This is a genomic window from Micromonospora okii, from assembly GCF_020884795.1.
Taxonomy (GTDB): domain Bacteria; phylum Actinomycetota; class Actinomycetes; order Mycobacteriales; family Micromonosporaceae; genus Micromonospora; species Micromonospora okii.
Genome location: NZ_BBZF01000015.1, coordinates 53,349 through 74,905, shown reverse-complemented (window position 1 = coordinate 74,905; position 21,557 = coordinate 53,349). Strand labels below are relative to the sequence as shown.

Sequence of the window (21,557 nt, the reverse complement as noted above, 5' to 3'; positions counted from 1 at the left end):
TGCGGCGGCGACACGAGGCGCTGCGCTGTCACCGGCTCTGGCGCCGGCCGCGCTCTCAGCCGTCGAACACGTCGTCGAGCACCAGTCTCGCCCGACCTGGGACCTCTTCCTCGGGAAAGACCTCCGCACAAAGGCTGAGGACCTGCTCCGCGTTGCTCAGCCCCAAACGTTCGACCAGAAAACGGATGTCTTCGGCGTCCCGGCGTCGTGCCGCGAGTACCTTCATGGCCAAGAGGTGCTCCGGTGAGGCAGCAGCTACCCGGAGCCCCGGATGATCGAAGACACGAGGCGCCATTGCGTCACCACCTGGAGCGACGTAGGCGCTCGCCTGCTCGTTGAGCCACCAGTGCGGCAGGCCGAGTTCGTCAGCCACTCCTCGAGCCTCATCGAGCACGATGCCGTGCGGCTGGAAGACGGCATCGATGTCGCGGGTCGCACGCCGAGCGTCGTAGGCCAGGGCCATGGCTGCGCCACCGAAGACGTACAGATCCGCGACGACCCCGCGCCGGGCGAGCCTGTCTCCGAGGCGGCGGAAGGCGTTCTCGATCGCAGCACGGTCCAACAGCGGATCGGCTGAGCTCATGCGACGTTCAATTCCTGGGCTGCCACGTACACACCGCGGCGTCGAAATGCCGCCGGCGCGTGGACCATCGCGTCCACCCGGCCAGCGGGCGTGTTGAAGGGGAACCAAAATCGCCGCAACGACCGGGTCTCGACCCACGCCGGTGCGCCACGCCCGTCCCCGGCCGCCAAGTGCTCTGCCAGCGCCGCGAGGAACACGTCCCAGTTTTCGTCGCCCGTAGGTCCCGGTTCCGCGTCGAGAAGACCACCGCGCGTCGCGATGGGCTCCCAGCGGTACTCCTCCAGGAACTCCGCCACCAACCGCCACCGTCGTGACTCGTCGGCCCCGACCAGCAGGGCGCCCAGGCGCTCCACCGTCAGGGGCGTGTATGCCGCAGCGCGATCGTTCACACCCCTGACGGTAGTACAGCCGACGGCGTACGTGACGCCTCAGCGGCTGGGTGGCGGCTCCAGCCGGCCCGTGGTGGCCAGGGCCCGGTACCAGTGGGCGCTGTCCTTCCAGGTCCGCTGCTGGGTGTCGTAGTCGACGCGGATGATGCCGAACCGCCGGTCGTACCCGTAGCCCCACTCGAAGTTGTCCAGCAGCGACCAGACGAAGTAGCCGCGCACGTCCGCGCCCGCGTCCATCGCCGCGCCGACCGCGTCGACGTGCCGGTGCAGGTAGTCCACCCGGCGGCCGTCGCGCACCCGGCCGTCGGGGGAGACCACGTCGTCGAACGCCGCGCCGTTCTCGGTGACCATCAGCGGCAGGCCGGGGTGCTCCCGGTGCAGCCGCAGCAGCAGCTCGGTCAGGCCGGCGGGCTCGATGTTCCAGCCCATCGCCGTGTGCGGGCCCGGCTGGGGCAGGAAGTCCACGTCCTCGGCGCCGACCCACGGGGTGTGCGCCGAGCTGCCGTGCCCGTCGGCGTCCGACCGGGCGGAGACCCCGTCCCAGGCGCGCACGAGGGCCGTCGAGTAGTAGTTGACCCCGAGCACGTCCAGCGGTGCCGCCGCGGTCCGCTCGTCGCCGTCGCGCACGAACGACCAGTCGGTCACCGTCGCGGTGTCGGCGAGCAGGTCCGCCGGGTACGCCCCGTCGAGCATCGGCCCGAGGAACGCCCGGTTGGCCAGCGCGTCGACGCGGCGCACCGCGTCGGCGTCGGCGGCCGAGCCCGAGGCGGGCCGGAACACGTGCAGGTTCAGCGTCACCGACAGCTCCGCCGCCGGGGCCAGCTCGCGGATCACCCGACCCGCCAGGCCGTGCGCCAGGTTGAGGTGATGCACGGCGGCCAGCGCCGCCGCCGGCTCGGTGCGGCCGGGGGCGTGCACCCCGGAGCCGTACCCGAGGTACGCCGAGCACCACGGCTCGTTGAACGTCGTCCAGGTGTGCACCCGGTCGCCGAGCGCGCCGACGACCTCGGCGGCGTACTCGGCGAAGCGCAGCGCGGTGTCCCGCGTCGGCCAGCCGCCGGCGTCCTCCAGCTCCTGCGGCAGGTCCCAGTGGTACAGGGTGGCCACCGGCCGGACGCCCCGCTCCAGCAGCCCGTCCACCAGCCGGGAGTAGAAGTCCAGCCCGGCCCGGTTGACCGGCCCGCAGCCGCCGGGCCGCACCCGGGGCCAGGAGATCGAGAAGCGGTACGCCCCGAGCCCCAGCCCGGCGACGTGCCCCAGGTCCTCGGCCCAGCGGTGGTAGTGGTCGGCGGCCACGTCGCCGGTGTCGCCGTTGAGCGTGCGCCCGGAGGTGTGGCTGTAGGTGTCCCAGATCGACGGCCCCCGGCCGTCCTCGGTCGCCGCGCCCTCGATCTGGTACGCCGCCGTGGCGGACCCCCACACGAAGCCCTCGGGAAACACTCGCCTCACCGGTGCGCCTCCGATCCCACCACGGCACAGCCGTACCCCGCCGACGCGCCGGCCAGCAGTGCGGCGGTGGCCGCCCCGTCGGCGTACCGGACCTCGAACTCCGCGCCGGGCCCGCCGCCGGGCGACGGTATCCGCACCCGCGTCCGCTGCCCCTCGGCGGGCGCGAAGAGCCGCAGCCGCACGCCGTCGGCCCACTCGTAGTCGGGCCGCTCGTGCGTCGACCCGAACGGGATCACCGCGCCGGGCCGGGCCAGCACCGGCAGGCTGTCGAAGCCGTGCCGCTCGGTCACCCAGGCCGGCCCGGTGACCTGCGCGCCCGTGACCAGGTGGGTCCAGGTGCCGGCCGGCACGTAGAAGGTCACCTCCCCGTCGGCGTCGAAGACGGGGGCGACCAGCACGTCGGGGCCGAGCATGTACTGCCGGTCCAGGTGCGCCACCGCCGGGTCGTCGGGGAACTCCAGGATCATCGGGCGCATCATGGGCACGCCGTCGCAGTGCGCCTCCTCGGCCGCCGCCGCCAGGTACGGCATGAGGCGCAGCTTGAGCCGGGTGAAGTGGCGCAGCACGTCGACGGCCTCCTCGTCGAACGCCCACGGCACCCGGTACGACCCGGAGCCGTGCAGCCGAGAGTGCGAGGAGAGCAGGCCGAACGCGATCCATCGCTTGAACACCGCCGGGTCGGGGGTGCCCTCGAAACCGCCGATGTCGTGGCTCCAGTACCCGAACCCGGACGCCGACAGCGACAGCCCGCCGCGCAGCGACTCGGCCATCGCCGCGAACGTGGACTCGCAGTCCCCGCCCCAGTGCACCGGGAACCGCTGCCCGCCGGCGGTGGCCGACCGCGCGAAGAGCACCGCCTCGCCGGGCCCGCGCTCGGCCTCCAGCAGCCCGAAGACCGCCTCGTTGTAGAGGTAGGAGTAGTAGTTGTGCATCCGCTGCGGGTCCGACCCGTCGTGCCACACCACGTCGGTGGGGATGCGCTCGCCGAAGTCGGTCTTGAAGCAGTCCACGCCCAGGTCGAGCAGCGCCCTGAGCTTGCCGCAGAACCAGGCCGTCGCGTCGGGGTTGGTGAAGTCGACCAGCGCCATGCCGGCCTGCCACCGGTCCCACTGCCAGACCGACCCGTCGGGGTTGCGCACCAGGTAGCCGGCCCGCCGGCCCTCCTCGAACAGGTACGACCGTTGGGCGACGTACGGGTTGATCCACACGCACACCCGCAGGCCGCGCTCGCGCAGCCGGCGCAGCATCCCCTCGGGGTCGGGGAAGGTCGCCGGGTCCCAGACGAAGTCGACCCAGTGGAACTGCCGCATCCAGAAGCAGTCGAAGTGGAAGACCGACAGCGGCAGGTCCCGCTCGGCCATCCCGTCGATGAACCCGGTGACGGTCCGCTCGTCGTACGAGGTGGTGAACGACGTCGACAGCCACAGCCCGTACGACCAGGCCGGGAGGCGGGCGGGCCGGCCGGTCAGGGCGGTGTAGCGGCGCAGCACGTCCTTCGGCGTCGGCCCGTCGACGACGTGGTAGGTCAGCGACTGCCCCTCGACGCTGAACTGGACCTGCGAGACGACCTCGGAGCCGACCTCGAACGACACGTGCTCCGGGTGGTCGACGAAGACCCCGTAGCCGGCGCTGCTGAGGTAGAACGGCACGTTCTTGTACGCCTGCTCGCTGGCGGTGCCCCCGTCGGCGTTCCAGACGTCGACGGCCTGGCCGTTCTTCACCAGCGGGCCGAACCGCTCGCCGAGGCCGTAGACGGTCTCGCCGACGCCCAGCGCCAGCCGGTCGTGCACGTACGTGCGGCCGTCGGCGTCGGTGACGACGCCGATGCTGCGCTGGGTGGACGACGTGACCGGGCGGTCGCCGCGCAGGAAGTCGACCCGCCACTGGTCGGCGAGGGCGACCCGGGCGGTGAGCCCGCCGGTGGTCAGCGACGCGCTCTCCCCGGTGACCGTCACGGTGACCGGGTGGTCGTCGCCGGCCGACAGCGCGAACCGGGGCCGCCCCGGCAGCCCGCCGCTGTGGTGGCTGACGGTGACGCCGACGACGCCGGGGGCGGGGGAGAAGAACCGCACGGTGACGACGGGACGGTTGAGGGTGTCGCCCCGCCCGGTGAGCCGACCGGTCGGCGCGAAGACGGTGAAGCCGCGCTCGTCGGGCTCCACCGATTCGACCGCGCCGGGGCGCAGCACGCCGACCCCCGGGCGCAGTTGCCAGTACCCGTCGGTGAACTTCACGTCCCGGCTCCTACCGTGATGCCGCGGCTCCGCGGGGCTCCACCGGCGGCCGGCGGGCCCCGGCGGCCCGCGTCGGAACGCTTGGTCGAAGCGTTTCGACAGACCGTAGGGCACGCGCGACGAGGGCGTCAATAGGCGACGACGAATGGCTGTCCCCGGCGGGCGGGGCCCGCCGAAGCGGGCGTGTGCGGGTCGGCGGGCGGGGGCGCGACCATCGGACCACTCCGCGACCGCCCGGAATACCATTGATTCGCGTCATAAGGAAAGGCGAACAAACCTCACGGATGATCCGTGCGGTCCGGGGCGGCGGATACGTTGTACGCCCGACCGCAACGGAGCCGCACCATGCTCTCTGGCGAGACGACGCCACCGATCTCCGTCATCATCCCCACCTACAACCGCTCCCGGCTGATCCACGGCACCCTGACGGCGCTGGCCGGGCAGCGGGCCCCGGCGGACATGTTCGAGGTCATCGTCGCCGACGACGGCTCGACCGACGACACCCGGCAGACGGTGGAGTCCTTCCGCGACCGCCTCCACCTGCGGTACCACTTCCAGGAGGACCTCGGCTTCCGGGCCGCCGCCGCCCGCAACGCTGGCGCCCGCCTCGCCCGCGGCGGGATCCTGGCCTTCGTGGACAGCGGCATCCTGCCCGGCCCCGGGTTCGTCGCCGCGCATCTGGCCGCGCACCGGCGGCCCGGCCCCGCGCGGGCGATGCTCGGCTACACCTACGGCTTCCAGCCGGAGCACCCCACCCCGGGGATGGCGGAGATCCTGAAGACCCACACCCCCGAGGAGGTCGTCCGCAGGTACGGTGCCCTCCCCGAGTTCCACGACAACCGGCACCAGCTCTTCGCGGAGAGCGGCGACAACCTCTCCCGGACCGTGTTGCCCTGGCAGTTGTTCTGGACCTGCAACTGTTCCGTCCCGGCCGACGAGTTCTGGGCCGTCGGAGGCTTCGACGAGGACTTCCGCTCGTGGGGCGCCGAGGACACGGAGCTGGGGTTCCGGCTCTCCCGCCACGGGCTGTCGATCGAGGTGACCCGCGACGGCTGGGCTGTCGACACCCCCCACCCGCGCCGCTCCACCCCGGACCTCGGCGACAACCGCAGCAACATGCTCACGTTCCTGCACAAGCACCCCGAGCCGGTGCTGGAGCTGCTGTGGGCCTGGTACTCCCGGCACCTGCCGCAGCTCGAGGACACCCGCGACTGGCACGTCAGGCTGGAGCTGCCGACCCTGCGGCGGGCGGCCAACCGGGTCCGCAACCTGGACGTGACGGCGGAGCTGGCGCAGCTACGCGACATCGCTGCCCCGGGCACCCGCGTGGCGGTCTTCGGCTGCGGCGGCACCCTGCCCGACGGGTTTCCCCCGGGCGAGCTGTTCGACCTGGACGAGAAGCTGCTCGACCGGCTGCCCCGGGACCCGGCCCGCCCCACCCACCACGCCGTCGGCATCCGCACCGTCCTGCCCGACGACGCCGTCGACGTCGTGCTGATCACCTCGCGGTTGGCCCCGCTGTGGCGCCGCTGGCGCGCCCACCTGCTCGCCGAGGCCCGCCGCATCGGCCGCACCGTGTGGAGCCCGCTGTTGGGGTCCGACCCCGCCGCCGTCCCGGCCGCCACCCCGGCCTGACCCGCCCGGCCCCGCCGCGCGGGCGGCCCGCAGGGCGCGGGCGCGGCGGGGGAAGGGGTGCCTCAGAGCTCGATGTCGAACCTGCGGAGCAGCGAGGGGGCCACCAGGCCCACGGCGGAGAGCACGGCGAGCGCGGTCAGCACGCCGCGCAGCACGATCACCTCGGCCTTGCTGCCGGTGCGCAGGGCGATGCTGTTCGGCAGGCCCACCATCGTCCACATCCGGCGCTTGATGGGGATGGGCCAGAGGATCGGCACCCCCGCCCGGGTGATCATGTCGCCGAGGATGTGCACGAAACAGCCCACGCCGACGGCCAACCCGATCAGCGGGTATCCCTGGTCGCCGGGCAGGTTGGCGAAGGTGTACCAGGCGGCGGCGGCCGAGGTCAGCGTGACGATCACCCAGCCGGCGCGCTCCGCCCACCGGTCGAACAGGCCGCGCAGGGCCAACCCGAACATGAAGAACAGGATGCCGACGACCGCCCACTTGCCGTACGCGGCGCACAGCTCGGTGGTGCCCCAGCCCACCAGCACGGTGAACGGGATCGTGTGGGTCAGGGTGCGGTGGCCGTTGTTGCGGCGAGGGTCCTTGCTTAGCTTCGTGGCGTAGTAGACGCCGAGGCAGAGCTTCTCCACCACCTCGGCGACGAAGAGGCTGACCACCCCGAACGTGCGGGCCACCGTCGCGCCGCCCTGGTTGCGGGTCACCTTGCCGGAGAGGTCGAGGTCGGGGAAGAGCGCCCCACCGGCGCAGACCGCCGTCCCGACCGCCAGCTCCAGCGGCGACTGATGGAGGTCGGCGAAGTGCTCGAACGCCCAGGAACCGGCCAACCACACCGCCGCGCCCGACAGCGCGTGGGACGGACCCATCATGACGCCTCGCCCTCCCCAGGACTCTTGATCCACAAGCTACGCCACTCTGGCAGAGCCGCGACGCGCGGGCAATCACCCGGGCGGTCCACAGGGGGCGGTGCCGTTCGCCCCGTACCGTACCGGGGGGCACCGACACGTCCCGGTTCAGCGGGCGGTAGCCCCCGTCACCAGCAGGTTCCCCGCCGGGATGGTGATGCGGGCCCGCCCGGCGGCCAGCCGGCGGGCCGCGAACGGGCCGTGTTCCCGGCGGGCGGCGGCGTAGCTGCGCGCGGTGTGGGCGGCGATCGTCGCCCAGCCGTACCGCTCGCCGACCATCGTGCGGGCCCGGCGGGCGACCCGGCGGGCGAAGACCTCGTCGCCGAGGAGCCGGCCGACCGCGCCGGCCAGCGCGTCGGGATCGCTGTGCGGGAAGGTCACGCCGGTGACCCCGGGCTCGACGATCTCGGCCAGGCCGCCGGTGGAGGCGACCGCGAGGGGCGCGCCGGCCGCCGCGGCCTCCAGGGCGACCATGCCGAACGGCTCGTAGAGGCTCGGCACGACGGTGGCGTCGGTGGCGGCCAGCACCGCCGGGAGCTGGGCGGCGTCCAGGAAGCCGGCGAAGCGCACCGTGTCGCCCAGGCGCAGCCGGTGCGCCTGCTCCACCAGCTCCCCCCGGTACGGCCCGTCGCCGGCGATCACCACCCGCAGCCCGGGGTGCCGCTCCCGCAGCCGGGGCAGCCCGGCCAGCAGGTGCTGCACGCCCTTCTCGTAGACCAGCCGGCCCGCGTACCCGACGAGGGGACCGTCGGCGGCGAACCGGGCCCGCGCCGAGGCCACCGCCCGGGGGCGGGCGTGCCAGGCCCGGTCGTCCACCCCGTTGGGCACCACGTCGACCCGGCCCGACGGCACGTCGAACAGCCGGGTGATCTGCTCGCGCATGTAGCCGGAGCAGGCGATCACGCGGGTGGACCCGCCGGCCAGCCAGTGCTCGACGCCGTGGATGGTGCGGTTCATCTCCTCGGGCAGCCAGCCCTGGTGCCGGCCCGCCTCGGTGGCGTGGACGGTCGTGACCAGCGGCAGGTCCAAGTGCTCGGCGAGGGTGATCGCGGTGTGGGCGACGAGCCAGTCGTGGGCGTGGATGACGTCGTAGGAGGCGCTCTCGGTGGCGCGGAGGGCGGCGCGGGTGAGGGTGTGGTTGAAGGCCATGGTCCAGGCCAGCAGGCTGGAGGTGGCGAGGGGGAAGGTGACGGGGTCCTCGGCGGCGCGCAGGATGCGGACGCCGTCGGCGTACTCCTCCAGGGGTGCGCCGTCGGCGTGGCGGGTGACGACGGTGACCTCGTGGCCGGCGGCGGCGAGGGCGACGGAGAGGGCGTGGACGTGGCGGCCGAGGCCGCCGACGAGCACCGGCGGGTACTCCCAGGACAGCACGAGCACCCGCTGACGGCGAGCGGGTTCGGCGTCGATCACTTCGGCTTCCGGCGACATGCGGCCCCCTTCGGGTCGTCTCCGGCGCGCGCCGGCCGCACCCGCGGACCGGGTGCCGCCGACGCGCGCGGGATCGGGGCCCATCCTGCCCCCGGCCGGATAACCCGCGGAGACGCCGCCGTTGCGGGCACGTAAAGCGCTACCGGCCGCCCCTGCGGGCGCGCAGCACCTCGGCCACCGACCACGCCTGGAACGGGCAGCCGGTGGCGCCGTGCGGGGCGTCCCCGTCGGCCGACTCGCTGACCGACCCGAGACCGTGCTCGGTCAGGTGCGCGTCGACGCCGACGAAGAGCTCGTCCACCGGCATCTTCGCCCGCCGGGCGGCGTCGACGTACGGACCCAGCAGCCACGGCCACACCGTGCCCTGGTGGTAGCCGCCGTCCCGCTCGGCCGGCCCGCCCCGGTGCCGCCCGACGTAGCCGGGCGAGTCGGGGGAGAGGGTGCGGGGGCCCAGCGGGGTGAGCAGCCCGGCGGCCACCCGGCGCAGCGTCGGCTCGTCGGGCTCCAGCGGCGCGTACGGCAGCGACCAGGCCAGGAGCTGGTTCGGCCGCAGCAGGTCGTCGTCGTGCACCGGCGCCCCACCCAGCGGGTACGCCGGGGCGGGCCCGTCCACCACGTCGTGCAGCCAGCCGGCGGGCGAGGGGAAGCGCGCGGCGAACGACGCGGCGGCCCGGCCGTGCAGCCGCCACAGCTCGGCGGCATCCGCCCCGGCCAGCTCGGTCAGCTCGGCCAGCCCCGCGAGCCCGTTGACCCAGAGCGCGTTGACCTCCACCGGCTTGCCGACGCGCGGCGTCACCGGCACCCCGTACACCCGGGCGTCCATCCAGGTCAGCGCCGTGCCCGGGGTGCCGCCCTGGGTGACCAGGCCGTCGGCCGGGTCGACGGCGATGCCGTACCGGGTGCCCGCCAGGTGCGCGTCGACCACCCCGCGCAGCGCCGGCAGCAGCTCGTCGCCGAGGTCGGTGTCCCCGCTGACGGTGACGTGCCGGCTCACCGCGTGCAGGAACCACAGCGTCGCGTCGACCGTGTTGTACTCCACCCGCCCCGTGTCGGCGGTGTTGGCGAGCATCCCCTCCGACAGCGTCGCCGCGTAGGACCGCAGCAGCTCCCGGCCCTCGTCGGCCCGGTTCGTGGCGAGGAACAGCCCCTCGTACGAGGTCATGGTGTCCCGCGACCACGCGCCGAACCACGGGTAGCCGGCGACCACGTCCGGGCCGGCGGCGGTCCGCACGACGAAGGCGTCGGCGGCCAGCGCGAGCGTGGCCTCCGCCGCGTCGGCCGGCCCCGCCTGCGCGACCACCCGCCGGTTGCGCCGCCGGGCCGCCGCGACGATCTCCGTGGCCGGGGGCGGCGTGGTCGCCAGGTCGCCGGCCCAGGCCAGCACCGACACCGTGTCGCCCGGCCGCTCCAGGACGCCCTCGAAGCGCCCGGCGTGCCAGATGTCGTCGTCCGGGTGCAGGCCCCGGGCCTCCTCCTCGCGGTGGTGGACCCCGAGCCACCACTGCCCCTCCGGGGACCAGCCCGGCCCGGCGAGGCGGAACGCGCCCTCCACCACCGCGCCGCCGTCGACCGGCTCGACCCGGGGCGCCGGCCCGTCCGCGCGCCGCTCGCCGTGCGCGTCACGCCAGGTGCAGGCCGCCGACAGGTCGAGCCGGACCGGGCCGCCGGAGACGAGCCGGTGCACCACCGCCACGCACGAGTGCCCGTACGCCATCGCCAGCTCGCGCTCGATCACCACGTCGCCGATCCGCCACCGCCAGCGGGGCAGCCCGTCGACCAGGTCGAAGCGCTCCAGCAGCTCGAACCCGCGCGGGTCGACGTCGCCGGAGGACCACTCGTGCGCGCCGAGCCGCACCCGCGCCCCCGACGGCAGGGTGACCGCCGGGTCCAGGCTCACGAGTCCCACGTTGCGGGAGCCGAGCGTCTCGCCGGCCACCACCAGCAGGCCGTGGTACCGACGGGTGCGCACCCCGCTGACCGTGCCCATGGCGAACCCGCCGAGGCCGTCGGGGACCAGCCACTCCCTGGTGGCCCCGCCGCCCAGCTCCCCGCAGACCTGCGGGCCGAAACGAATGTCGATCAACTTTCCTCCAACGGCGGCGACGTGTAACACGCCACGACGGGAACGACCGCGGTGGTGCGGCACCCCGGCGGCGTCGAAGATGGGACGGTGATCACTGACCTGTCCCCGCCGTCCCCGTCCTCGTCCGCCCCCGACGCCGAGCGGCTCCGGCTCGCCCAGGCCGACTCCGGCGAGCAGGACTGGCGCGCATGGGGTCCCTATCTGTCCGAGCGGGCGTGGGGGACGGTACGGGAGGACTACAGCGAGCACGGCACGGCGTGGGACTACTTCCCCCACGACCACGCGCGGTCCCGAGCCTACCGGTGGAACGAGGACGGCATGGCGGGCGTGTGCGACGACCGGCAGACGTTCTGCTTCGCCCTGGCCCTGTGGAACGGCCGCGACCCGATCCTCAAGGAGCGGATGTTCGGCCTCGGCGGCGACGGCGGCAACCACGGCGAGGACGCCAAGGAGTACTGGTGGTACCTCGACTCCACACCCACCCACTCCTGGATGCGCTGGCGCTACCACTACCCCCAGGCCGCCTTCCCGTACGACGAGCTGGTGGCCGTCAACGCGCTGCGGGGCCGCGACGACACCGAGTACGAGCTGGTCGACACCGGCGTCTTCGACGACGACCGGTACTGGGCGGTGACCGTCGACTACGCGAAGGCGTCCCCGACCGACATGTGCGTCGTGGTCACCGTCGCCAACCGGGGTGACACCGCCGAGCGGCTGCACGTGCTGCCGCACCTGTGGTTCCGCAACACCTGGGCGTGGGGGCTGCCCGGCGGCGACCGGGTGCCCCGGATCGTCGGCTCCGCGGCAGGCCCCGGCGGCGGGACCGGCGGCGGCTCCGCGGCAGGCACGGGCGGCGGCTCTGCGGCAGGCACGGGCGGCGGTGCCCGGCTCGTCGGGGAGCATTGGGTGCTCGGCCAGATCGTGCTGACCGGCGACGGCGACCCGGTGCCGCTGCTCTGCGACAACGACACCAACGCCGAGCGGCTCTGGGGGCTGCCCGGCCGCTCGCCGTACCCGAAGGACGGGATCAACGACCACGTCGTCAACGGGGCGGCGACGGTCAACCCGGCGCGCGAGGGGACCAGGGGCGCGCTGCACTACGTGCTGGACGTGCCGGCCGGCGGGCAGCGGCAGATCCGGCTGCGGCTGACCCGCACCGCCCCGCCGCCCGGCGGGGCCACCCCGCCCCCGGCGGACCTGGGCGGCGGCTTCGACGCGGTGGTCTGGGCCCGGCGGGCCGAGGCGAACCGCTTCTTCGACGGCGTCGTCCCCGCCGCCGCCACCGCCGACGAGGCCCTCGTGGCCCGGCAGGCCATCGCCGGGCTGATGTGGGGCAAGCAGTTCTACCACTTCGACGTCAAGCGGTGGCTGGAGGGCGACCCCGGCTCCGCGCCCCCGCCGGCCGGCCGCCGGCACGGGCGCAACAGCCACTGGCGGCACATGACCAGCTTCGACGTGATCTCCATGCCCGACCCCTGGGAGTACCCCTGGTACGCGGCCTGGGACCTGGCCTTCCACTGCGTGAGCATCGCCCGGGTCGACCCGGGCTTCGCCAAGGCCCAGCTCCTGCTCCTGCTCCGCGAGTGGTACCTGCACCCCAACGGGCAGATCCCCGCGTACGAGTGGGCGTTCGGCGACGTGAACCCCCCGGTGCACGCCTGGGCCGCGCTGAAGGTCTTCGAGATCGACGGCTCCCGCGACCACGAGTTCCTGGCCCGGATCATGCACAAGCTGCTGCTGAACTTCACCTGGTGGGTCAACCGCAAGGACACCGGCGGCAACAACGTCTTCGAGGGCGGCTTCCTCGGGCTGGACAACGTCGGCCCGTTCGACCGCTCGGCGGCGCTGCCGGTGGCCGGGACGCTGGAGCAGTCCGACGGCACCGGCTGGATGGCCATGTACGCGCTGAACCTGCTCGACATCGCCGTCGTGCTCGCCGAGCACGACCGGACCTGGGTCGACACCGCCACCAAGTTCTTCGAGCACTTCGCCTACATCGCCGCCGCCGGATACCACCAGGGGCTCTGGGACGACGAGGACGCGTTCTTCTACGACGTGCTGCGGCTCGCCGACGGCAGCCAGGTGCCGCTGAAGGTCCGCTCGGTGGTCGGGCTGCTGCCGCTGGCCGCCACCACCCGGCTCACCGCCCGGACCCTGCGCCGCCTGCCCGAGCTGGGCGACCGGCTGCGCTGGTTCCTCGCCCACCGCCCCGAGTACGCCGACGTGGTGGGCGCCCGCCGCCTCGGCCCGGACGGCCGCCAGCAGCGGCTGCTCTCCATGGTCGGCCCCGACCAGGTGGTGCGGCTGCTGGCCCGGATGCTCGACCCCGACGAGTTCCTCTCCGAGTACGGCCTGCGCACCCTCAGCCGCGCCCACCTGGACAAGCCGTTCACCGTGACCCTCGGGGGCCAGGAGTTCAGCGTCGGCTACGAGCCGGCGGAGTCCACCAGCGGCCTGTTCGGCGGCAACTCCAACTGGCGCGGCCCGATCTGGATGCCGACGAACTTCCTGCTGATCAGCGCGCTGCGGGACTACGCGGCGTTCTTCGGCGACGACCTCCAGGTGGAGTACCCGACCCGCTCCGGCGTGAAGCGCACCCTCGACGAGATCGCCGACGACCTCTCCGCCCGGCTGATCTCGCTGTTCACCCGCGACGACTGGGGCCGGCGGCCGATCTACGGGGCCGCCCAGCTCTTCCAGACCCACCCGGACTGGCGGGATCTGATCAGCTTCCCGGAGTACTTCCACGGCGACAACGGCGCCGGGCTCGGCGCCTGGCACCAGACCGGCTGGACGGCCCTGGTCGCCGACCTGATCCTCACCCTGCGCCGCTGACGCCCTGTCCCGCTGTCCCGGGGCGTTCGCACTCGTCCCGCCCGGTGATCAAGGAGTTTGCGTCGCGGTTCGGCTGATTCCCGACACAAACTCCTTGATCAACTCATCCTGGCGGGGCAGCGGGCGGTCGCCGGTGCCCGTCGCCGGGCGCAGTACGGTGTTTTCCGGTCGCGAGGGGGAGGGGAGAGTCGATGGGAGACGCCACGGGGCGGGGCCGGGACGCGGAGGTGCTCGTCTTCGACGCCGACGACACGCTGTGGGAGAACAACGTCCTGTTCGAGCGGGTGATCGACGACTTCCTGGGCTGGCTGGACCACCCGACCCTGGACCGGGCGGAGATCAGGGCGATCCTCGACGACATCGAGCGGGCCAACACGATCGTCCACGGGTACGGCAGCAAGGCGTTCCTGCGCAACCTCGGCGAGTGCCTGGAGCGGCTGCGCGAGCGGCCCACCACCGACGCCGAGCGCCGGGAGATCGAGGGGCTGGCCGAGGCGCTGGTGGAGCACCGGGTCGAGCTGATGCCCGGCGTCGCCGAGACGCTCGACGCGCTGGCCGGGCGGCACCGCCTGCTGCTGCTCACCAAGGGTGACCGGGACGAGCAGCAGCGCAAGCTCGACGCGTCCGGGCTGCTGCGCCACTTCCAGGCGGCGCACATCGTGCGGGAGAAGAACGTGGAGACCTATCGGTGGCTGATCGGGGAGCACCGCTTCGACCCGGCAGCCGCGTGGATGATCGGCAACTCCCCGAAGTCGGACATCCTGCCGGCCCGGGCCGCCGGGATGTCGGCGGTGTTCATTCCGAACGAGAACACCTGGGTGCTGGAGGACGACGACCTCGACCCGACCGACACGGGGGTGCTCCGGCTGGCCGCCTTCCCGGACCTGCTCCGGCACTTCTGACCGGGCACCCGCTGACCGACCGGCCGGAACAGCGCCGGGGGAACCGGCCGCGTCACACCGACATGCCGCTTCTCGGCGTAGACATCAATCACCGCCACGATTCACCCGGGAGCCTTGTTCCACCTGGGCGACGGGCCTAACCTGGGCCGGCGTTCGCGGCCCGTCGGGGTGGGTCGGGAACGCGCCGGAGTCCGGTGGTGGAGCACCGTGGAGCTGAGTGCGGGCGGTCGGCTCGTCGCGTCGAGCCCGGCGTGGGCGGCGTGCCGCGTCCACGCGCTCGACCCGACGGACCTCCGCCGTCACGCCGGACGGCTGGCGGGTCAGGGCCGGGAAGTTGCGGCCCGGTCCTGACCCATGTCCGCGTCCCGGGCCGGTGTCCGCGTCCCGCGCCCGGGCCGGCGCTGGGTCCTGCGGTCAGTCGACTTCGCCCCGGACGATCGCCACCGCCACCCGGCAGAACTCGTCCATGTCCGGCTGGAAGCCGGCGGCGATGTCCGGGTGCAACCCGGAGCGCGTCTCGTCCAGCAACCGTTGGCAGACCTGCTCGACCGGCTCGCCCGCGTAGCTGGCCCGGACGCGCCCGGTGGCCGCCTGTAGGGCCGAGGTCAACTGGTCCTCCAGCGGGCCCCGCAGCTTCTGCTGCACGGGGTCGAGCCCGCTCGGGTTCAGCGTGACATGTGGCTCCGACATCGGCACTCCCTTCGTCGGCGTCCGCGGTACCCCACCGCGGGCGTCGGTCAAACCCCGGTCGGCACGCCGGGCGGGCAGCGCAGGGCGAGGCCCACCTCGACCGGCCCGGCCAGCGGGGTCCAGCCGGTCTGCGGGGCCGCCGCGCAGGCCGCCAGGAGCAAGGCACCTCCTCGTCGTCAACGATCATGCCCAACCGGGGGAGCGGCGGCGGGGAATCGCCCGACAACCCACCGATCGGGCGGGCAGGGGTCGTCCGGAGGGCGTACCGCAAGTCGGCGGTACGCGCGGCTCAGGCGGCGGTACGCGGCGCGAAGGCGCAGAACTCGTTGCCCTCCGGGTCGGCCAGCACCCACCAGGAGATGTCGTCGTCGGGCTCGCGCAGCAGTGCCGCGCCGGCGACGATCAACCGGGTGGCGTCGGGGCCGGCCAGGTCGACGTCCCAGTGCACCCGGTTCTTGACCCGCTTGCGCTCCGCCACCGCCTCGAAGCCCCAGCGACGCCACGGGAAGCCCCCCGCGCCGAGGAGCACCGTCGTGCCGTCTTCGGTCGTCTCCACCCGGCCGCCGACCACGCCCGCCCACCAGGTCGCCTGGGCGGCCGGGTCGGCGCTGTCCACCACCAGCTCGAAGGGGCCGGGCGCGGCCCCCGGCCGAGGGGGAAAGGCGCAGAACTGGTTGCCCTCCGGGTCGGCCAGCACCCACCAGTCGATCTCCACGTCCGGCTCCCGGATCAGCCGGGCACCGGCCGCCAGCAGCGCCGTCGGCTCCGCCTCGGCCAGCCGCAGGTCCAGGTGCACCCGGGTCTTGGCGGTGCGCGGTTCCGGCACCCCGTTGACCCAGATCGACTCGGCGTCGGCGCGACCACTGACATCCACCCGGGCGTCCCCGCCCCCGACGTCGACGACCCGGCCGCCGAGCACGCCGGCCCAGAAGCCGGCGAGCCGGGGAACGTCACAGGCGTCCATGCACAGGTCCTTGAACCGGGCGATCATCCGCCCATCATGCCGGTCCGGCCGCCCGCTCCGCCGCCCCGTCACCGCGCACGTGCCGCCGGGCACCGTGGTCGCCGCCCGGCGGTCGGGCACCGTGGTCGCCGCCGCACCGTCGCGGGCCGTGGGCGCGCCGGGCCGTCGCGGGATGGCCCGATCGTCAGCGGCGCCCGCGCTTGATCTCGTGGAAGGCCGGCAGCCGCAGCAGCGGCAGCAGCGAGTCCCAGATGGTCAGGGCGTCGTCGGTGCCCGGCACCTCGGTCAGGATCGGGCCGTGCATGCCGCGCTCCGCGCCGGGCACCATCAGCACCGGCGAGCCGACGTCCGGGCCGGCCGACGCGTACGCCAGGGCGTGCGACTCGCGTACCGCCTCGTCCCAGCGCTCGTCGTCGAGGGCCGGCGCGGCCGAGGTGAGGCCGGCGGCCTCGACGGCCGCCTCCACCAGCTCGCCCGACAGCGGGTTGCCGGCGTCGTGGGTGCGCGCGCCCAGCTCGGCGTAGAACCGGCCCGCGCCCTCGGCACGGCCGTCGGCGCGCAGCGCCTCCACCAGCCGCAGCGCCCGGTTGGACGCGGCCATCGCCCCGGCGAACTGGGGCGGCACGTTCCCCTCGTTGAGGATGGCCAGGCTGAACGACCGCCACTCGACGGCGAGCCCCCGGGCGTCGGCCACGGCCACCAGCCAGCGCGACGTGCGCCAGGTCCACGGGCAGAGCGGATCGAAGAAGAAGGTGGCATCCATCGCCCGAGCGTACGCGCGCCGCCCCGAACGCCCCGAACGGTCACTTCCCCACCCGCCGGGGCGGCTCGGCTCATTCACGGAAAGCGTGGCCATTCGGCCTGCGACGGGCACGTTCTCGGTGAGAGTGCGCGCGAAAACCGGGGCTTGCGGGGGCTCGGTGTGGGGTCGGTTGCCGTCAGGTTTCGCGGATCGGCGGGTCGGGCAGTGTCCCCCGCACGAAACGCCCGGGATCCGGCCGTTCCGCCGTGCGCCGGGGCACGGGTCGATCTCCCCGGCCTTCGCCGAAGAGAGGGGGAGGACGATGACAGACCCGGCTCGACGTCGGCGCCGACCCGCCGTCCGCGCGGTGGCGACCGCCGCCGCGCTCACGCTGGTCGCGCCGCTGGCCGCGTGCGGCTCCGGCGGAGACGGCGGTACGCCCACCATCAACCTGTACTACCCGCCCGAGCAGAACATGCAGAAGGTCGTCGACGACTGCAACGCCGAGGCCGGTGGGCGCTACAAGATCGCCTACCGGGTGCTGCCGCGCCAGGCCGACGACCAGCGGGTGCAGCTCGTGCGCCGGCTCGCCGCCGAGGACACCGGGATGGACGTGCTCGGCCTCGACGTCACCTGGACGCAGGAGTTCGCCAGCGCGGACTGGATCCGGGAGTGGACCGGGCAGGACAAGGCCGAGGTGGAGCAGGGCACGCTCGCCGGGCCGCTGGACACCGCCCGCTACCAGGGCAAGCTGTACGGCGCGCCGAAGCACACCAACGTCCAGCTCCTGTGGTACCGCACCGACCTGGTGCAGCAGCCGCCGAAGACCTGGGACGACATGATCTCAGCCGCCCAGGAGCTGAAGGGCCAGGGCAAGCCGTACCAGTTCCTCACCATGGGTGCGCAGTACGAGGGCCTGGTCGTCCTCTACAACACCCTGGCCGCCAGCGCCGGCGGAAAGATCCTCAGCGACGACGGCAAGCAGGCCGTGATGGACGAGGGCGCGGTGCGGGCGCTCGACCAGCTCAAGCGGCTCGCCACCGCCGGGGTGACGTCGCCGTCGTTCAGCAACGCCACCGAGGACCCGGTCCGGCTGGAGTTCCAGGCCGGCAACGGGGCGTTCCAGGTGAACTGGCCCTTCGTCTACCCGGCGTTGCAGGAGGCCGACCCGGAGCTGGCGAAGAAGGTCAAGTGGGCGCGGGTGCCGGGCGTCGACGCGGACACCCCGAGCAAGGTCACCATCGGCGGCGCGAACATGGCCGTCAGCGCGTACTCGAAGCACCCGGAGGAGTCGTTCGAGGCGGCCCGGTGCCTGCGCAACGCCAAGAACCAGAAGTTCTCCGCGGTCAAGGACGGCGTGCCGCCGACCATCGAGAAGGTCTACGACGACCCGGAGATGGACGAGGCGTACCCGATGAAGGAGACCATCCTGGAGGAGCTGAAGGAGCCGGCCACGCGCCCGCTGACCCCGGCGTATCAGAGCATCTCCACGGTGATGTCGGCGATCCTGTCGCCGCCTGCGGACATCCGGCCCGAGCAGACCGCCGACGAGCTGCGCGACGCGATTGCTGACGCGTTGGAATCGAAGGGGGTCCTCCCATGAGCGTGAGGAGTGAGCCGGGTCTGCGAGCCCCGCAGTCGCGAACCAAGGAGGCACAGTGAGCGTGAACGCCACCCCGGCCGGGGCGCGGGTCGCGGCCGAGGAGAGCGGGAAGCCGGCCGTGCCCGCCCAGCACTCCGGCCGCCGGTCCAAAGCCCCGCTGAGCGAGAACAAGAAGGCCGAACGGAAGCTCGGCTGGCTGCTCTGCGCCCCCGCAGCGCTGGTCATGGTGCTGGTCACCGCGTACCCGATCATCTACTCGGTCTGGCTGTCGTTGCAGCGGTTCGACCTGCGCTTCCCCGACGAGCGGAAGTTCGTCGGGCTGGAGAACTACGTGACGGTGCTGACCAACGGGTTCTGGTGGACGGCGTTCGGCGTCACCGCCCTGATCACGGTGGTCACCGTGGTCGTCGAGCTGGTGCTCGGCATGGGGCTGGCGCTGATCATGCACCGGACCCTGGTGGGCCGGGGCATCGTCCGCACGGCGGCGCTGATCCCGTACGGGATCGTCACGGTCGTCGCCGCGTTCTCCTGGCGGTACGCGTGGACGCCCGGCACCGGCTACCTGGCGAACCTTTTCAGCGACGGCGCGCCGCTGACCGAGCGGGCCAGCTCCCTGGCGATCATCATGCTCGCCGAGATCTGGAAGACCACGCCGTTCATGGCGCTGCTGCTGATGGCCGGTCTGGCCCTGGTGCCGGAGGACCTGCTCAAGGCGGCGTCCACCGACGGCGCGACCGCGTGGCAGCGGTTCACCAAGGTGATGCTGCCGGTGATGAAGCCGGCCATCCTGGTCGCTCTGCTGTTCCGCACGCTCGACGCGTTCCGGGTCTTCGACAACATCTTCGTGCTCACCGCCGGCGGCAACGAGACCTCGTCGGTGTCGATGCTCGCCTACAACAACCTGATCCGGGGCCTCAACCTCGGCATCGGGTCGACCATGTCGGTGCTGATCTTCCTCACCGTCGCGGTCATCGCGTTCGTCTTCGTGAAGCTGTTCGGCACCGCTGCCCCGGGCAGCGACGAGGGGGAGAGGCGCTGACATGGCCGAAACCACCACGCGCGCGAAGCTGCGCTGGGGCCTGCTGGACGTCATCGTCGTCGTCTTCGCGCTGGTCCCGGTGCTCTGGATCGCCTCGCTGTCGTTCAAGACCCCGGCCACGATCACCGACGGGAGGTTCTGGCCCCGGGAGTGGACGCTGGAGAACTACAAGACGATCTTCGCCACCGACCAGTTCGTCCGGGCCCTGGTCAACTCCATCGGTATCGCCCTGATCGCCACGCTCATCGCGGTGGTCCTCGGCGCGATGGCCGCGTACGCGATCTCCCGGCTCGACTTCCCGGGCAAGAAGCTGCTGGTCGGCGTCTCCCTGCTGATCGCGATGTTCCCGCAGGTGTCGCTGGTGTCGCCGCTGTTCGAGATCGAGCGGCAGCTCGGCCTCTTCGACACCTGGCCGGGGCTGATCCTGCCGTACATCACCTTCGCCCTGCCGCTGGCGATCTACACGCTGTCGGCGTTCTTCAAGCAGATCCCGTGGGACCTGGAGAAGGCGGCGAAGATGGACGGCGCGACCCAGGGCCAGGCGTTCCGGCGGGTCATCGCCCCGCTGGCCGCGCCGGGGCTGTTCACCACGGCGATCCTGGTCTTCATCTTCTGCTGGAACGACTTCCTGTTCGCCATCACGCTCACCTCCACCGAGCGGGCCCGCACGGTGCCGGTGGCGCTGTCGTTCTTCACCGGCGAGTCGCAGTTCGAGGACCCCACCGGGGCGATCTGCGCAGCCGCGGTGGTGATCACCGTTCCGATCATCCTGTTCGTGCTCTTCTTCCAGCGCCGCATCGTCTCCGGCCTGACCTCCGGCGCAGTCAAGGGATAGGTGGTGTAGTCATGGCTGACATCGTGCTGGACAAGGTGAGCAAGCGGTTCCCGGACGGAACCGTCGCGGTGCAGGACATCGACCTGGAGATCGCCGACGGCGAGTTCGTCATCCTGGTCGGCCCCTCCGGCTGCGGGAAGTCCACCACCCTCAACATGATCGCCGGGCTGGAGGACATCAGCGACGGCGAGCTGCGCATCGGCGGGCAGCGGGTCAACGACAAGGCCCCCCGGGACCGGGACATCGCGATGGTGTTCCAGTCCTACGCGCTCTACCCGAACATGACCGTCCGGGAGAACATGGCGTTCCCGCTGAAGCTGGCCAAGCTCGACAAGGAGACGATCAACTCCAAGGTCGAGGAGGCGGCGAAGGTGCTGGAGCTGACCCCGCTGCTGGACCGCAGGCCGGCCAACCTCTCCGGCGGCCAGCGGCAGCGGGTGGCGATGGGCCGGGCGATCGTCCGCCAGCCCAAGGCGTTCCTCATGGACGAGCCGCTGTCCAACCTCGACGCGAAGCTGCGGGTGCAGATGCGCACGGTGGTGTCCCGGCTCCAGAAGCAGCTCGGCACCACCACGGTCTACGTCACACACGACCAGACCGAGGCGATGACCCTCGGCGACCGCGTGGTGATCATGCGCGGGGGCGCGATCCAGCAGGTCGGCCCGCCCCAGGAGCTGTACGAGCACCCGCGCAACCTCTTCGTGGCCGGCTTCATCGGCTCGCCGTCGATGAACTTCCTGCACGCCGCCGTCGACGACGGCAAGTTGCGCACCGCGATCGGCGACGTGCCGATCGGCGAGCGCATCCGTCGCGAGCTGACCGCCAACGACGCGCCCCGCGAGCTGATCCTCGGCATCCGCCCCGAGCACTTCGAGGACGCCGAGCTGGTCGACGACGAGACCCGCCGCCGGGGCCTGGAGTTCTCCGCGCCGGTGGACATCGTCGAGTCGATGGGCTCCGACAAGTACGTCTACTTCACGGTGGAGGGGGAGCGCGCCAGCGCCGCCGAGCTGGAGGAGCTGGCCGCCGACGCGGGGGCCGACTTCAGCGGCGGCGGCGCGAGCCTCGTCACCCGCCTGTCGGCCGAGTCCGCCGTACGGGAGGGGGAGGACCGCCGGGTCTGGTTCAACCTGGAGAAGATCCACCTGTTCGACCCGTCCACGGGGCGGAACCTGACCCTCCACGAGGGCCGGTCGTCCGGCGCGCTCGCGGACTGAGAACGACGGTGGGGCGCGGCC

17 protein-coding genes are annotated in these 21,557 nt (G+C 72.9%); 7 read left to right on the top strand and 10 right to left on the bottom strand.

The features are described 5' to 3' along the window. Nucleotides 1-55: 55 nt before the first annotated feature. From LPU43_RS09845 to yicI, 4 genes are read right to left on the bottom strand one after another with little or no spacing between them, the layout of a single operon-like run. Nucleotides 56-583, bottom strand: a complete 528-nt coding sequence (locus tag LPU43_RS09845) for a DUF6036 family nucleotidyltransferase (protein ID WP_229399964.1) — start codon at nucleotides 581-583, stop codon at nucleotides 56-58. Beyond that, the gene (locus LPU43_RS09840) at nucleotides 580-972 is read right to left on the bottom strand and encodes a hypothetical protein (RefSeq protein ID WP_229399963.1); all 393 of its coding nucleotides are present in this window, start codon (nucleotides 970-972) and stop codon (nucleotides 580-582) included. Before LPU43_RS09840 ends, LPU43_RS09845 begins: the two co-directional genes overlap by 4 nt. 39 nt (nucleotides 973-1,011) lie before the next feature. After that, nucleotides 1,012-2,421, bottom strand: a complete 1,410-nt coding sequence (locus tag LPU43_RS09835; protein ID WP_229399962.1) for a GH1 family beta-glucosidase — start codon at nucleotides 2,419-2,421, stop codon at nucleotides 1,012-1,014. After that, entirely contained in the window at nucleotides 2,418-4,655 is a 2,238-nt protein-coding gene (yicI, locus tag LPU43_RS09830; RefSeq protein ID WP_229399961.1) for an alpha-xylosidase, read from the bottom strand. Before yicI ends, LPU43_RS09835 begins: the two co-directional genes overlap by 4 nt. 345 nt (nucleotides 4,656-5,000) lie before the next feature. Here yicI and LPU43_RS09825 point away from each other — a divergent pair, with 345 nt between their 5' ends. Beyond that, nucleotides 5,001-6,290 carry a glycosyltransferase gene (locus LPU43_RS09825; protein ID WP_229399960.1) on the top strand — a complete coding sequence of 430 codons (1,290 nt, stop codon included), beginning with the start codon at nucleotides 5,001-5,003 and terminating at the stop codon, nucleotides 6,288-6,290. A 62-nt stretch (nucleotides 6,291-6,352) separates the two neighbouring features. Here LPU43_RS09825 and LPU43_RS09820 read toward each other — a convergent pair whose 3' ends face one another. The 3 genes from LPU43_RS09820 to LPU43_RS09810 form a co-directional block, all read right to left on the bottom strand. After that, nucleotides 6,353-7,162, bottom strand: a complete 810-nt coding sequence (locus LPU43_RS09820; protein ID WP_229399959.1) for a metal-dependent hydrolase — start codon at nucleotides 7,160-7,162, stop codon at nucleotides 6,353-6,355. A gap of 144 nt (nucleotides 7,163-7,306) precedes the next feature. Further along, the gene (locus tag LPU43_RS09815) at nucleotides 7,307-8,626 is read right to left on the bottom strand and encodes a glycosyltransferase family 4 protein (protein WP_229399958.1); all 1,320 of its coding nucleotides are present in this window, start codon (nucleotides 8,624-8,626) and stop codon (nucleotides 7,307-7,309) included. Nucleotides 8,627-8,765: 139 nt separating this feature from the next. Then, nucleotides 8,766-10,709 carry an amylo-alpha-1,6-glucosidase gene (locus tag LPU43_RS09810; RefSeq protein WP_229399957.1) on the bottom strand — a complete coding sequence of 648 codons (1,944 nt, stop codon included), beginning with the start codon at nucleotides 10,707-10,709 and terminating at the stop codon, nucleotides 8,766-8,768. Nucleotides 10,710-10,796: 87 nt separating this feature from the next. Here LPU43_RS09810 and LPU43_RS09805 point away from each other — a divergent pair, with 87 nt between their 5' ends. Together LPU43_RS09805 and LPU43_RS09800 are read left to right on the top strand one after the other, a co-directional pair. Continuing rightward, the gene (locus tag LPU43_RS09805) at nucleotides 10,797-13,544 is read left to right on the top strand and encodes an MGH1-like glycoside hydrolase domain-containing protein (protein WP_229399956.1); all 2,748 of its coding nucleotides are present in this window, start codon (nucleotides 10,797-10,799) and stop codon (nucleotides 13,542-13,544) included. 191 nt (nucleotides 13,545-13,735) lie between these two features. Then, complete coding sequence (locus LPU43_RS09800; RefSeq protein ID WP_229399955.1) at nucleotides 13,736-14,446, top strand: HAD family hydrolase; 711 nt, start codon at nucleotides 13,736-13,738, stop codon at nucleotides 14,444-14,446. A 414-nt stretch (nucleotides 14,447-14,860) separates the two neighbouring features. Here LPU43_RS09800 and LPU43_RS09795 read toward each other — a convergent pair whose 3' ends face one another. The 3 genes from LPU43_RS09795 to LPU43_RS09785 all read right to left on the bottom strand — a co-directional run bounded on the left by LPU43_RS09795 (nucleotide 14,861) and on the right by LPU43_RS09785 (nucleotide 16,863). Continuing rightward, complete coding sequence (locus tag LPU43_RS09795; RefSeq protein ID WP_229399954.1) at nucleotides 14,861-15,136, bottom strand: hypothetical protein; 276 nt, start codon at nucleotides 15,134-15,136, stop codon at nucleotides 14,861-14,863. Nucleotides 15,137-15,425: 289 nt separating this feature from the next. Then, nucleotides 15,426-16,127 (bottom strand): VOC family protein, encoded by a 702-nt coding sequence (locus tag LPU43_RS09790; RefSeq protein WP_229399953.1) that lies wholly within the window; start codon nucleotides 16,125-16,127, stop codon nucleotides 15,426-15,428. A 157-nt stretch (nucleotides 16,128-16,284) separates the two neighbouring features. After that, a complete protein-coding gene (locus LPU43_RS09785) occupies nucleotides 16,285-16,863 on the bottom strand; it encodes a mycothiol-dependent nitroreductase Rv2466c family protein (protein WP_229399952.1) in 579 nt (192 codons plus the stop codon). A 301-nt stretch (nucleotides 16,864-17,164) separates the two neighbouring features. Between LPU43_RS09785 and LPU43_RS09780 the strand changes: the two genes are divergently transcribed. The 4 genes from LPU43_RS09780 to LPU43_RS09765 are packed head-to-tail and all read left to right on the top strand — an operon-like array spanning nucleotide 17,165 to nucleotide 21,536. Beyond that, nucleotides 17,165-18,445: an ABC transporter substrate-binding protein gene (locus tag LPU43_RS09780; protein WP_229399951.1), complete on the top strand. Its 1,281-nt coding sequence runs from the start codon at nucleotides 17,165-17,167 to the stop codon at nucleotides 18,443-18,445. Between the two features lie 55 nt (nucleotides 18,446-18,500). Continuing rightward, nucleotides 18,501-19,484 (top strand): carbohydrate ABC transporter permease, encoded by a 984-nt coding sequence (locus tag LPU43_RS09775; RefSeq protein ID WP_305073837.1) that lies wholly within the window; start codon nucleotides 18,501-18,503, stop codon nucleotides 19,482-19,484. 1 nt (nucleotide 19,485) lies between these two features. After that, nucleotides 19,486-20,319 carry a carbohydrate ABC transporter permease gene (locus tag LPU43_RS09770; RefSeq protein WP_229399950.1) on the top strand — a complete coding sequence of 278 codons (834 nt, stop codon included), beginning with the start codon at nucleotides 19,486-19,488 and terminating at the stop codon, nucleotides 20,317-20,319. An 11-nt stretch (nucleotides 20,320-20,330) separates the two neighbouring features. Beyond that, complete coding sequence (locus tag LPU43_RS09765) at nucleotides 20,331-21,536, top strand: ABC transporter ATP-binding protein (protein WP_229399949.1); 1,206 nt, start codon at nucleotides 20,331-20,333, stop codon at nucleotides 21,534-21,536. The last annotated feature ends 21 nt before the right edge of the window (nucleotides 21,537-21,557 follow it).